The following is a 12,605-nucleotide window of genomic DNA, read 5'->3' on the forward strand; positions in this document are numbered from 1 at the left end:
TTACCGGTCCTGCGGGACGTCGGGATCACCGGAGGCATCCGGGTCCCCGCCGCCTTCCGCTCCGGCCTCCGCATCACCGTCGCCGTGCCGCTCGCGATCCTCCGCAAGCGCCTGACTGATCAGCGAAGACATGCGCGCGCCGCGTTCGGGCGTATCATCGTAGATGAACCGCAGTTGCGGGATGCTGCGCATACGAATCCGGCTGCCCAGCGCCCGACGCAGGAAGCCGGCCGCGCTGTTGAGGCCCTGCTGCGCCTCGCGACCGCCCTCTTCGCCGCCCAGCCGGGTGAAATACACCCGGGCGTGGGCCAGATCCTTCGAGACCTCCACCCCCGAGATGGTCACCATGCCGACCCGCGGGTCCTTCACCTCGACGCGCACCAGTTCGGCGAGCTCGCGCTGGATCTGCTCGCCGACCCGGTCACTGCGCTGGAAGTCGCGGGGTCCGGGCATTACAGCGACCGCTGGACCTCGACGCGCTGGAAGACCTCGATCTGGTCCCCGGCCTTCACGTCGTTGTAGTTCTTCACCGCGATACCGCATTCGGTACCGGCGCGGACCTCGTTCACGTCGTCCTTGAAGCGGCGCAGGCTTTCCAGCTCGCCCTCGTACACCACCACGTTGTCACGCAGCACGCGGATCGGGTTGCCCCGCTTGACCGAACCCTCGACCACCAGGCAGCCGGCCACCTGGCCGAAGCTCGAGGCCTTGAACACCTCGCGCACCTCGGCCAGGCCCACGATTTCCTCGCGGGTCTCGGGCGCCAGCAGCCCGGACAGGGCCTGCTTCACGTCCTCGATGGCCTCGTAGATGACCGAGTAGTAGCGGACGTCGATCCCGTTTTCCTGCGCCACCCGCTTGGCGCCGGCATCGGCGCGCACGTTGAACGCGATCACGATGGCGTCCGAGGCCGTCGCCAGGTTGATGTCCGACTCGGAAATCCCGCCGACCCCGGTGGAGATCACCTTGACCCGGACCTCTTCGTTGGACAGCTTGACCAGCGATTCGCGCAACGCCTCGGCGGATCCCTGCACGTCGGCCTTGATCAGGATGTTGACCGTGCCGACGTCGCCTTCCTGCATCTGGTTGAAGATGTTTTCCAGCTTGGCCGCCTGCTGCGCCGCCAGCTTGCGCTCGCGCTGCTTCGCATCCCGATATTCGGCCGCTTCGCGGGCGGTCTTCTCGTCCGCGACCACCAGCATCTCGTCGCCGGCCTCGGGCACGCCCGACAGACCGAGGATCTCGACCGGCATCGACGGCCCGACTTCCTTCACCGCCGTGCCGGTATCGTCGAACATCGCCCGCACGCGGCCGTATTCCTTGCCGGTCAGCACGATGTCGCCATGCTTAAGGCTGCCGGACTGCACCAGCACCGTGGCCACCGGGCCGCGGCCCTTGTCCAGTCGCGATTCGATCACCACACCGCGCGCCGGCCCCTCGTCCGGGGCCATCAGCTCCATCAGCTCCGCCTGCAGACCCAGGCCTTCCAGCAGCTCGTCGATGCCCTCCCCGGAATGCGCCGAGACCCGGATGAACTGGGTGTCGCCACCCCATTCCTCGGGGATCACCTCGTGCTGCGCGAGATCGTTGATCACCCGGTCGGCATCCGCCTCGGGCTTGTCGATCTTGTTGACCGCCACGACCATCGGCACACCGGCCGCCTTGGCGTGGTTGATGGCTTCGAGGGTCTGCGGCATCACGCCGTCATCCGCCGCCACCACCAGGATCACGATGTCCGTGGACTGCGCACCGCGCGCCCGCATCGCCGTAAACGCCGCATGCCCCGGGGTATCCAGGAAGGTCACCCCGTCATGCCCGTTCTCGACGTGGTAGGCACCGATGTGCTGGGTGATCCCGCCGGCTTCGCCGGAGGCCACGCGCGTCTTGCGAATATGGTCCAGCAGCGAGGTCTTGCCGTGGTCGACGTGGCCCATCACGGTCACCACCGGCGGACGCGCCTTGGGTTCGCCGGTCTGCTCCTGGGCCACCTCGATCTGGTCCTCGATCGTCTCTTCCCTGGCCGGCACCGCGGTATGGCCCATCTCCTCGACCACCAGCATCGCCGTTTCCTGATCGATGGACTGGTTGATGGTGGCCATCACGCCCATGCCCATCAGGGTCTTGATCAGTTGCGGTGCCTTGATCGCCATCGCCTGCGCCAGATCGGCCACGGTGATGGTCTCCGGCACCTCGACCTCGCGCACCACCGGCGCGGTCGGCTTGGCGAAGCCGTGCTTGCCAGCCACGGCCTGGGCCGCCTGCGACTGACCGGCCCCCTTGCCCTTGTCACCCTTCTTGCGCCGGCCGCGACGGTCGCCGGCGACGTGCAGTTCCTTGCGGTCGTCCTTGCGCCCTCCCTTGCGCCCCTTGCCGGATTTCGCGGCTTCGGCCGGCGCCGCGGCGGGAGCCGCTGCCTGGCGCTGCTGCGCCGCCTCGCGTTCCAGGCGCGCCTGTTCTTCCTTCTCGCGCTTCGCCTCCTGCTTCTCCTGCTCTTCCTGCTTGCGCTTCTGGCGCTCCTCGCGTTCGACCTCTTCCTGCTTGCGCGCCTCGACGGCCTTGCGCTGAGCTTCCCGCTCGGCTTCCAGCTGCATGGCCAGTTGCTGCGTACGGCTCAGCGGCTTCTTCGGAGCGGCCGGCGATTCTTCCGCGGCGGCGGCCGGTTCCTCGTCCGCCTCTTCCGCCTCGGATGACTCCGGTGCCTCGGCTGCGGCCGACTCCGCCGCTTCGGGCTCTTCTTCGACGTCCGCCGGTTCCTCCGCCGCGGCCTCGTCGACCGCCGGTTCAGGTTCCGGCTCCGGCGCCTCGGCCGCCACCGGTTCATCCGCCGGCGCTTCCGCCTCCGGCTCCGCGACCGGCGCCTCGCCGGCTGCGGCCTCCTCGGCTTCCGGAGTCACCGGCGATTCTGCATCGGCACGGGTCTCTTCCGGTGCCGCACCGGCTTCGGATTCCACACCCTCGGCCGCCTCGGGGCGATCCTCCGGCGCCGGTGTTGCATCCGCCGGCTTGCGCTTGAGGGTGCGCTTCTTGCGCACCTCCACGTTAACCGTCTTGGTCTTGCCCTGGCCCGAGCTGACCTTCAGCGTCTGCGCCTGGGAACGCCGACGCAGCGTCACACGGTCGCTCGACCCGCCCGCGGAACTCTGGCGCAGATGGTCCAGCAGCTGGCGCTTCTCGGCATCAGTGATGGGCGCCTCGGGCCCGGCCACCTCGACGCCCGCCTCCTTGAGCTGCTCCAGGAGACGATCGACGGGCTTGCCCACCGATTCCGCGAATTGCTGCACTGTCATTTGCGCCATGGCGCTACCTCCATTCCAGATTCTGTTCCGGCGTGCCGCTGCCCGACCACCGCCGCTGCGTCGCGGTCATTCCCCGGTTTCGAACCAGGGAGCGCGCGCGGTCATGATCAACTCGGACGCCTCCTGCTCGGAGATGCCCAGCATTTCCACCACATCATCGGCCGCCTGCTCGGCGAGATCCTCCATGGTGCACACGCCGCTCGCCGCCAGCCGATTGGCCAGAGCCACGGTCATGCCGTCCATGTTCAGCAGATCCTCGGCCGGCTCGCCACCGCCGCCGTCCTGCGCCGCGATCGCCCGCGTCAGCAGTGCATCGCTCGCCCGGTTGCGCAGTTCCGCGACCACGTCTTCGTCGAATTCCTCGATCGACAGAAGCTCCGCTTCTTCGACGTAGGCGACCTCGTCCAGGGTACTGAAGCCTTCCTGCACCAGGATCCCGGCCACTTCCTCGTCGACGTCCAGCGCCTCCATGAAGTAGGTCACCAGCTGCCGGGCCTCGGCCTCGCTCTTCTCCTCGGCCTGCTCCTCGGTCATCACGTTGAGCTCCCAGCCGGTCAGCTGCGAGGCCAGGCGAATGTTCTGCCCCCCGCGCCCGATCGCCAGGGAAAGCTTGTCCTCGGCCACCGCGATGTCCATCGACTGTTTCTCTTCGTCGACCACGATCGAGAGGACCTCCGCCGGTGACATCGCGTTGATCACGAACTGCGCCGGATTCTCGTCCCACACGATGATGTCGATGCGTTCGCCCGCGAGCTCGTTGGAGACCGACTGCACGCGCGAACCGCGCATGCCCACGCAGGCCCCCACCGGATCCAGCCGCGGGTCATTCGAGCGCACCGCGATCTTCGCCCGCATGCCCGGATCACGGGCCGCCCCGAGGATGTCGATGATCTCCTGCCCCACCTCCGGGACCTCGAGCTTGAACAGCTCGATCAGGAACTCCGGCGCGGTCCGGCTGAGGATCAGTTGCGGTCCGCGGGCATCCGGCCGAATCTCCTTGAGATAACCGCGCAGGCGGTCATTGGTGCGTACCGTCTCGCGCGGGATCATGTGCTCGCGCGGGACCAGGGCCTCGGCGTTGTTGCCCAGATCCACGTAGGTCCCGTTGCGGTCGGTACGCTTGACGATCCCCATCACCAGCGAACCGACCCGGTCCTCGTACTCCTCGACCACCTTCTGCCGCTCGGCATCGCGCACCTTCTGCACGATCACCTGCTTGGCGGTCTGCGCGGCGATGCGACCGAAATCCACGGCCTCGACCGGTTCCTCGATCACCTCGCCGATCTGAATCTCCGGGTATTTCTGCTGCGCGTAGGACAGCAGCATCTGATAGTCGGGAGACTCGAACTCGGGATCCTCGTCGTCCACCACCGTCCAGCGGCGATAGGCCTCGTAATCGCCGCTTTCGCGGTCGATGCTCACGCGCACATCCATGCGCCCACCGTGATACTTGCGCGTGGCCATCGCCAGGGCCGATTCCAGGGCCTCGAAGATAACGCCCTTCTCGACGCCCTTCTCGTTGGAAACGGCGTCGACGACCAGCAGGATCTCCTTGTTCATGTCATGCCTCTTCGCAGCCTCGACAGTCGCCTGTCGACATCAGGTTGTTCATGATTGCGTCCCCGGGTCTTCTTCCAGCACGCGCGCATTGTGAATCGCGGCCAGCGGCAGCTCGTAGGCCGTGCCATCGACCGCCACCTCGATCATGGTGTCGTCCGCGGACAACAGCTGCCCGCGGTAGTTCCGCCGCCCGTGTTCCGGCCAGGTCAGACGTACCTTGACCGCACGACCGACGTAATCGCGGAACTGATCGGGAGTAAACAGGGGACGTTCGATGCCCGGACTGGACACCTCGAGCGTGTAGTCCGCGCGGATCGGCTCTTCCACATCGAGGACCGCGCTGACCTGCTCGCTGACGCGCGCACAGTCATCCACGGACACGCCGGTCGAACGATCAATATAGATGCGCAGCATCTGCGGCTTCGAACCCGCATGGTGTTCGATACCCCAGAGTTCACAACCCTGGCCTTCGACCACGGGTCCCAGTAGCGCCTTCAGTTGTTCAACCTGCTCGGACAAATGTCTGTCGACCTCGATTCCACTGCACCGGTGCACGGAGCCCGGAAACAAAAAAAGGGCGTTGAACGCCCCTTTACACCTTCCGTCATGGAAACAGGCTGCAGCTCGAAGCCTGTCGGCGCGCGGGAGCGCGGCCCCAAGAAAAAGGCCCCGCGAAGGGGCCCTTTCGAAAACTGGTAGCGGGGGCAGGATTTGAACCTGCGACCTTCGGGTTATGAGCCCGACGAGCTGCCAGACTGCTCCACCCCGCATCCGAGAAAACGTACTCTACCAAGCCGTGGGCCGGCTTGCAAGCCCCGATCGAAATCAGCGAGAACGGCGCGCCCGCTGACGCAGATGCGGGCGAAGATCATGCCGCCAGATGAACCCGGGGATCGCGAACACCGCAAACATCGACAGCCCGATCACGTAGAACTCCCAGCCCTGAGCATGAACACTGCCGGTCGCCTGATGCTCGAGCCCCTTGCCGATCAGCCCCACCAGCAGGAACAGCACCAGCCATTCGAACACCCGGGTCCAGCCTCCCTTGCTGCCGCTCGCCGGCAGAAACATCAGTGCGATGCGATCGGTCAGCCACGGAAGGTTGGCGGCCACGAAGGCAAACGCCACAAACCCCCAGACCAGGACTTCAAACGGGACCAGTTGATTCAAGACATCCTCCGGGTCGGATCAGCCAGCGATGGCGTAGTGGGTAACGGACAGCAGAAGGCCCGGAAAAATTCCCAGCAACAGCACCGCCAATCCGTTGATGCTCAGCGCCGTGGCCAGCGCGCCCGACGGCTGCACCGGTTCGCTGGCTTCCTCCTTCGGTTCGTCGAAGAACATGATCTTCACCACCCGCAGGTAATAGAACGCCCCGATGATGCTGAAGATCACCGCCAGCACACCCAGCCAGACCAGGCCCGCACCCACGGCCGCCTGAATCACGGCCAGCTTGGCATAGAAACCGACGGTCGGCGGAACCCCGGCCATGGAGAACAGCAGCAGGAGCATGATGAACGCGAACCACGGGTTGCGTTTCGCCAGCCCGGCGAAGTCGTCCAGGCGATCGGCCTCGTAACCCCGGCGCGACAGGAACACGATCATGCCGAACCCGCCGGCCGCGGTAAGCGCATACACGATCACGTAGAACATCGCCGAGGCGTAGCCCGAATCGCTCCCCGCGAGGATCCCCATGAACAGGAACCCGACATGCGCGATGGTCGAATACGCGAACATGCGCTTGATGCTGGTCTGCGCGATCGCAATCACGTTGCCCACCGCCAGCGACAGCACGGTCAGGATGATGAGCATGCCCTGCCAGTCCGCGTGCATCGGTCCCATGCCCTCGACCAGCAGCCGCATCAGGAACGCGAAGGCCGCGATCTTCGGCGCGGTCGCGATGAACAGTGTCACCGCCGTCGGCGCCCCGTCATAGACGTCGGGCACCCACATGTGGAACGGCACCGCCCCCAGCTTGAACGCGATCGCCACCACCAGGAACACCAGACCGAACACCAGCGGGACGTTCAGGGCTTCATCGGCCGTCGTCAGTTCGGAGGCGATCACGGCGATATCCAGCGAGCCGGTCATGCCGTAGATCATGGACATGCCGTACAACAGCAGCCCGGACGCCAGCGCCCCCAGCACGAAGTACTTCATCGCGGCTTCGCTGGCCCGGGTGTTGTCGCGCCAGAACGCCACCAGCGCATACGAGGACAGCGACAGCAGTTCCAGGCCCAGGTACAGGGTCAGCAGATTGTGGCCCGAGATCATGATCATCATCCCCAGGACCGCGAACAGCCCGAGGATGTAGAACTCCCCCTTGTGGATGTCGCGCGCCATCAGATACGGCCGCGAGTAGAGGAAGACGAAGAAGCTCGTGACGTACACCGCCAGCTTCAGCACGTCGCTCATCGGGTCCTTGATGAAGCTGTCGCTGAAGGTCAGCACCACTTCCGGGCCCGCCAGCCACAGCGTCAGAACCGCGGCACCCGCGAGCGTGGCCTGCACCAGGCCGTAGGTGATGTCGCGGCGCGAATCCGGCAGGAACGCATCCAGTATCAGGATGAAGCACGCCATCCCGAGGACGAACATCTCGGGAACGGCGGGCAGAAAGGCAGGAATCTCGAAATTCATGTCAGGCGTCCGTTCAGAGCTTCGAGTGCGCGATATGCGCCACGAGGTTGTCGATGGTCGCGTTCATCACTTCCAGCAGCGGCGCCGGCCACACGCCCAGCAACAGCGTGAAGAACGCCAGCAGCCCCATCAGGAAGAATTCGCGCCGGTTCATGTCGGACAGGCCGGCCACGTTCTCGTTGGCCACGGTGCCGAAGATCACGCGCTTGACCAGCCACAGGGTGTAGCCGGCGGCCAGGATGAGCGTCGTCGCGGCCAGGAAGGCGATCCAGAAATCGGCCTTGAAGGCGGCCAGGATCACCATGAACTCGCCCACGAAGCCCGATGTGCCCGGCAGGCCCGTATTCGCCATTGCGAACAGCACGAAGAACGCAGCGAACCACGGCATGGTGTTCACCACGCCACCGTAATCCGCGATCTGCCGACTGTGCAGGCGGTCGTACAGAACACCCACCGCAAGGAACATCGCCGCGGAGATGAAGCCGTGCGAGATCATCTGCACCATGCCGCCGGCGATACCCAGCGACGCGCCCTGCCAGTCGCCGGTGTTGGAGTAGATGTAGAACGCCAGGAAGAAGCCCAGGGTCACGAAGCCCATGTGGGCGATCGACGAGTACGCGATCAGCTTCTTCATGTCGCTCTGGATCAGTGCCACCACCCCGATGTACACCACGGCGATCAGCGACAGCACGATCATCAGCGTATCCAGCACCGCGGACGCATCCGGCGTGATCGGCAGCGAGAAGCGCAGGAAGCCGTAGCCGCCGATCTTCAGCATGATGGCCGCCAGGATCACCGACCCTCCCGTCGGCGCCTCGACGTGCGCATCCGGCAGCCAGGTATGCACCGGGAACATCGGGATCTTGACCGCAAACGCCAGGAAGAACGCGAGGAAGATCAGTATCTGCGCGGTCATCCCGATCTGCAGCGCATGGAAGTCCTGGATCAGGAAGCTGCCGGACTGGATGTACATCCAGATCAGTGCGACCAGCATGAACACCGACCCGAGGAAGGTGTAGAGGAAGAACTTGATCGTCGCGTACACGCGGCGCGGCCCGCCCCAGATCCCGATGACAAGGAACATGGGGATCAGCATCGCCTCGAAGAACACGTAGAACAGCACCGCGTCCATCGCCGCGAACATGCCGATCATCAGTCCTTCCATGACCAGCATCGCGGCGAGGTAGTAGGCGATACGATCCTTCACCGACTCCCATGCGGCAATGACCACGACCACCGTGATCAGCGTGGTCAGGAGGATCAGGGGCATGGAGATGCCGTCGACCCCGAGGTGATAGTTCACGTTGAACGCCGGGATCCAGGAGGCCACCTCCTGGAACTGCATCTCCGCGGTGCCGCGCTCGAACATGAACCACAGCGGCAGGCTTGCCACGAAAGTGGCCACGGCCACGCTGAGGCCCAGGCGCCGGGCCACCACCGGCGCGTCACGCCCGGCGGCAAGCGTCAGGAAGCCACCGAGGATCGGCAGCCAGATCAACAGACTCAGAATGGGCCAGTCAGCAAACATGGTCGTTCCTTGAAACAGCGGTGGGCTTCGCAGCGGTCATCGTCGAAACCCCTCAGATCACGTAGGCGAACATCAGGACCAGCAGCCCGATGATCATCACGAATGCATAGTGATAGAGGAAGCCGGACTGCACATGGCGCACCCGGGCCGACACCCAGCCCACCGAACGCGCGGCGCCGTTGACCAGCCAGCCGTCAATGATCATCGCGTCGCCATAGCGCCACAGCCAGCGCCCGAGGCGCCGCGTACCACCGGCGAAGAACCAGTCGTTGAAGCGGTCAAACCCGTACTTGTCCTCGAGGATGCGCACGCCCGGCCGCAGACGGTCTGCGATCACGGCCGGCAGATCCGGCCGTTTGATGTAGAGGTACCAGGCGGTCGCCAGTCCGGCCATCGCGAACCAGAACGCCGGCGCCACGAGCCCGTGCAGCACGAACCCGAACACCCCGGTATAGCTCTCGCCCTTCTGCGCCAGCACGTCCTTCGCCTCGCTGACGAAGATCGAATTGGCGAAGAAATCGCCAAACAGCATCGGGCCGATGAAGTAGCCGGCCACGACCGACGGGATCGCCAGCAGGATCAGCGGCAGGGTGACCACCCACGGGGTCTCGTGCGGATGCGGCGTGCCATGGTGATGGTGGTCCTCGCCATCCCCGTGGTCGGGCATGTAGTGATGCGCCTGGTCGTAGCGTTCCTCCCCGTGGAACACCATGAAGAACATGCGGAAGGTGTACAGCGCGGTCACGAACACGCCCAGCAGCACCATCCAGTAGGCAAAGGTCGCCCCCGGGATCTCCGAATACCCGACCGCCTCGATGATCGCGTCCTTGGAGAAGAAGCCGGAGAAGAACGGGAACCCGATCAGCGCCAGCGACCCGATCAGCGCGGTCACGTAGGTGATCGGCATATGCCGGCGCAGCCCGCCCATCGCGCGCATGTCCTGCAGGTGGTGCATCGCGATGATCACCGAGCCGGCGGCCAGGAACAGCAGCGCCTTGAAGAACGCGTGAGTCATCAGATGGAACACGCCGGCGGCGTAGGCCGAGGCCCCCAGGGCCACGGTCATGTATCCGAGCTGCGACAGCGTGGAATACGCGACCACGCGCTTGATGTCGTTCTGCACCAGGCCGATCAGACCCATGAAGAACGCGGTGATCGCGCCGATGATCAGGATGAACGACAGGGCCGGCACCGAGAACTCGTACAGCGGCGACATGCGCGCCACCATGAAGATGCCCGCGGTCACCATGGTCGCCGCGTGGATCAGCGCCGAGATCGGCGTCGGGCCTTCCATCGAATCCGGCAGCCACACGTGCAGCGGCACCTGGGCGGATTTACCCATCGCACCGATGAACAGGAAGATCAGCGCCAGATCCAGCAGGCCGAAGGTCCAGCCCGGCCAGATGGTGATGGTCGCCTCGCTCATCGCCTGGCCTTCGGCGAAGACCTCGCTGTAGTTCAGGCTGCCGGTGTAGAACACCAGCGCCGCAATCCCGATCAGGAAACCGAAGTCGCCCACGCGGTTCACGATGAACGCCTTCATGTTCGCGTAGATCGCGGTCGGGCGCTTGTACCAGAAGCCGATCAGGAGGTAGGAGACCAGCCCCACGGCCTCCCAGCCGAAAAACAGCTGCATGAAGTTGTTCGCCATCACCAGCATCAGCATGGAAAAGGTGAACAGCGAGATATACGCGAAGAAGCGCTGGTAGCCCGGGTCTTCCTGCATGTAGCCGATGGTGTAGATGTGCACCATCAGCGACACGAAGGTCACGACCAGCATCATCATCGCGGTCAGGTTATCGACCAGGAATCCGACCTCGAAACGGATGCCGTCCGAAACCAGCCAGGTGTACACCGACTCGTTGTACACCCCCGCTCCGCCAAATACGTGCTGATAGAACACCACCACGGACAGGAGGAACGAGATGGCCACCCCGGCGATGGTCACGCTGTGCGCGCCCACCCGGCCGATCTGACGCCCGAACAGGCCGGCGACGATCGCGCCCGCCAGTGGCGCCAGGACAATAAGGAGATAGATCGTATCCATGGCCCGTTATCCTTTCATTTCGTCCAGATCCTGGACGTTGATCGTCCCGCGGTTACGGAACAGCAACACCAGGATGGCCAGCCCGATCGCGGCCTCGGCCGCGGCGACGGTGAGGATGAAGAACACGAAGACCTGCCCGGCCAGATCCTGCAGGAAGAACGAGAAGGCAATGAAGTTGATGTTCACCGCCAGCAGCATCAGCTCGATGCACATCAGCAGCACGATCACGTTCTTTCGGTTCAGGAAGATCCCGGCCACGCTGATCGAAAACAGCAGCGCGGCCAGCACCAGGTAGTGCTCTAGCGTAATCATTGTCTGGCCCTGAATTCCTTTGGGGGACGGACAAGCCCGCCCCGCGGTGGTTAGGCACCGGCGCGCGCCGGCGTCATTCCTGGTTCGGGTCGTCGTCGCGTTCCGCCCCGCGGCTGTCACGCGCCTTGTCTTCGGACTTCATTGACACCATGCGCACGCGTCCCTCGCGCGAGACCTCGATCTGGCGCGCCGGATCGATCCGCTTGTTGTCCGGCCGCCGCCGCATCGTCAGGGAGATCGCCGCGATGATCGCCACCAGCAGGATCACGGCGGCAATCTCGAACGAGTACACGTATTCGGTGTAGAGGATCGCGCCCAATGCCTCGGTGTTCGCATATTCGGGCCCGGCCCGCTCGGGGGCTTCCATGGTGATGTAACGCGTGATCACCAGGACCAGCACGGTGGCCATGGCCGCGGCGACCACCAGGCCCACCGGCAGGTATTCACTGAAACCCTCGCGCAGTTTCGCCATGTTGATGTCGAGCATCATCACCACGAACAGGAACAGCACCATCACCGCTCCCACGTAAACCAGCACCAGCACCAGACCGAGGAACTCGGCCTCCGCCATCAGCCAGAGTGCCGCTGCGGACACGAAACAGACCACCAGAAACAGCGCGGCATGCACCGGGTTGCGCACGCTGATCATCGCCAGCGCCGCGCCCAGCAGGATCGCGCCAAAAACATAGAACAATAAGAGCTCGAAGGTCATCGTTGCGTCCCTGATTACCGGTACGGGGCGTCGATCGCGCGCGCTTCGGCGATCTCCTTCTCGAAGCGATCGCCGATCGCCAGGAGCTTGTCCTTGGTCATGATCTGCTCGCCCCGATTTTCGAAGTGGTATTCGAAGATGTGCGTCTCGACGATGGAATCGACCGGGCAGGCCTCTTCACAGAATCCGCAGAAGATGCACTTGAACAGGTCGATGTCGTAGCGCGAAGTGCGCCGCGTCCCGTCCTCGCGCTCCTCCGAATGGATGGTGATCGCCAGCGCCGGGCACACCGCCTCGCACAGCTTGCAGGCGATGCAGCGTTCTTCCCCGTTGGGGTAGCGGCGCAGCGCGTGCAATCCGCGGAAACGCGGCGACATCGGGGTCTTCTCGTCCGGGTACTGCACGGTGAATTTGCGCCGGAACAGGTACCGACCGGTCAGCCGCATGCCGAGAAGCAGCTCGAAGAACAGGAAGCTCTTGAAGAAATGACGCACGGATTTCATGGCGAACTCC

The 12,605-nt window shown here is 64.6% G+C and carries 11 protein-coding genes and 1 tRNA gene; all 12 read right to left on the bottom strand.

Annotation, left to right across the window (positions count from 1 at the left end; genetic code table 11):
* A complete protein-coding gene (gene rbfA, locus F573_RS0101395; RefSeq protein ID WP_019021187.1) occupies positions 1–453 on the bottom strand; it encodes a 30S ribosome-binding factor RbfA in 453 nt (150 codons plus the stop codon).
* Positions 453–3,296: a translation initiation factor IF-2 gene (gene infB, locus F573_RS0101400; protein ID WP_019021188.1), complete on the bottom strand. Its 2,844-nt coding sequence runs from the start codon at positions 3,294–3,296 to the stop codon at positions 453–455. The genes rbfA and infB overlap by 1 nt, the downstream gene beginning before the upstream one ends.
* Positions 3,297–3,362: 66 nt before the next feature.
* Positions 3,363–4,856, bottom strand: a complete 1,494-nt coding sequence (nusA, locus tag F573_RS0101405) for a transcription termination factor NusA (protein WP_018869947.1) — start codon at positions 4,854–4,856, stop codon at positions 3,363–3,365.
* A 48-nt stretch (positions 4,857–4,904) separates the two neighbouring features.
* Entirely contained in the window at positions 4,905–5,375 is a 471-nt protein-coding gene (gene rimP, locus F573_RS0101410; RefSeq protein ID WP_018869948.1) for a ribosome maturation factor RimP, read from the bottom strand.
* A 174-nt stretch (positions 5,376–5,549) separates the two neighbouring features.
* Positions 5,550–5,626 (bottom strand) — tRNA-Met (locus F573_RS0101415).
* 55 nt (positions 5,627–5,681) lie between these two features.
* Positions 5,682–6,026: a DUF2818 family protein gene (locus tag F573_RS0101420; protein ID WP_018869949.1), complete on the bottom strand. Its 345-nt coding sequence runs from the start codon at positions 6,024–6,026 to the stop codon at positions 5,682–5,684.
* 18 nt (positions 6,027–6,044) lie between these two features.
* Positions 6,045–7,493 carry an NADH-quinone oxidoreductase subunit NuoN gene (nuoN, locus tag F573_RS0101425; protein WP_019021189.1) on the bottom strand — a complete coding sequence of 483 codons (1,449 nt, stop codon included), beginning with the start codon at positions 7,491–7,493 and terminating at the stop codon, positions 6,045–6,047.
* A 13-nt stretch (positions 7,494–7,506) separates the two neighbouring features.
* Positions 7,507–9,021 (bottom strand): NADH-quinone oxidoreductase subunit M, encoded by a 1,515-nt coding sequence (locus F573_RS0101430; protein WP_018869951.1) that lies wholly within the window; start codon positions 9,019–9,021, stop codon positions 7,507–7,509.
* 52 nt (positions 9,022–9,073) lie between these two features.
* Complete coding sequence (gene nuoL / locus F573_RS0101435) at positions 9,074–11,068, bottom strand: NADH-quinone oxidoreductase subunit L (protein ID WP_019021190.1); 1,995 nt, start codon at positions 11,066–11,068, stop codon at positions 9,074–9,076.
* Positions 11,069–11,074: 6 nt separating this feature from the next.
* Complete coding sequence (gene nuoK, locus F573_RS0101440; RefSeq protein ID WP_018869953.1) at positions 11,075–11,380, bottom strand: NADH-quinone oxidoreductase subunit NuoK; 306 nt, start codon at positions 11,378–11,380, stop codon at positions 11,075–11,077.
* Positions 11,381–11,453: 73 nt separating this feature from the next.
* Positions 11,454–12,092 carry an NADH-quinone oxidoreductase subunit J gene (locus F573_RS0101445; RefSeq protein WP_018869954.1) on the bottom strand — a complete coding sequence of 213 codons (639 nt, stop codon included), beginning with the start codon at positions 12,090–12,092 and terminating at the stop codon, positions 11,454–11,456.
* 14 nt (positions 12,093–12,106) lie between these two features.
* Positions 12,107–12,595: an NADH-quinone oxidoreductase subunit NuoI gene (gene nuoI, locus F573_RS0101450; protein WP_018869955.1), complete on the bottom strand. Its 489-nt coding sequence runs from the start codon at positions 12,593–12,595 to the stop codon at positions 12,107–12,109.
* Between the last annotated feature and the right edge of the window lie 10 nt (positions 12,596–12,605).

Origin of the sequence: Thioalkalivibrio sp. ALE23 (assembly GCF_000378545.1) — a bacterium.
GTDB lineage: Bacteria > Pseudomonadota > Gammaproteobacteria > Ectothiorhodospirales > Ectothiorhodospiraceae > Thioalkalivibrio.

Excerpts from the sequence above, each read along its gene's own strand:
- nusA (WP_018869947.1), bottom strand. The coding sequence starts at position 4,856 with ATGAACAAGGAGATCCTGCTGGTCGTCGACGCCGTTTCCAACGAGAAG.
- nuoL (WP_019021190.1), bottom strand. The coding sequence starts at position 11,068 with ATGGATACGATCTATCTCCTTATTGTCCTGGCGCCACTGGCGGGCGCG.
- nuoN (WP_019021189.1), bottom strand. The coding sequence starts at position 7,493 with ATGAATTTCGAGATTCCTGCCTTTCTGCCCGCCGTTCCCGAGATGTTC.
- infB (WP_019021188.1), bottom strand. The coding sequence starts at position 3,296 with ATGGCGCAAATGACAGTGCAGCAATTCGCGGAATCGGTGGGCAAGCCC.
- F573_RS0101445 (WP_018869954.1), bottom strand. The coding sequence starts at position 12,092 with ATGACCTTCGAGCTCTTATTGTTCTATGTTTTTGGCGCGATCCTGCTG.
- rbfA (WP_019021187.1), bottom strand. The coding sequence starts at position 453 with ATGCCCGGACCCCGCGACTTCCAGCGCAGTGACCGGGTCGGCGAGCAG.
- nuoK (WP_018869953.1), bottom strand. The coding sequence starts at position 11,380 with ATGATTACGCTAGAGCACTACCTGGTGCTGGCCGCGCTGCTGTTTTCG.
- nuoI (WP_018869955.1), bottom strand. The coding sequence starts at position 12,595 with ATGAAATCCGTGCGTCATTTCTTCAAGAGCTTCCTGTTCTTCGAGCTG.
- F573_RS0101430 (WP_018869951.1), bottom strand. The coding sequence starts at position 9,021 with ATGTTTGCTGACTGGCCCATTCTGAGTCTGTTGATCTGGCTGCCGATC.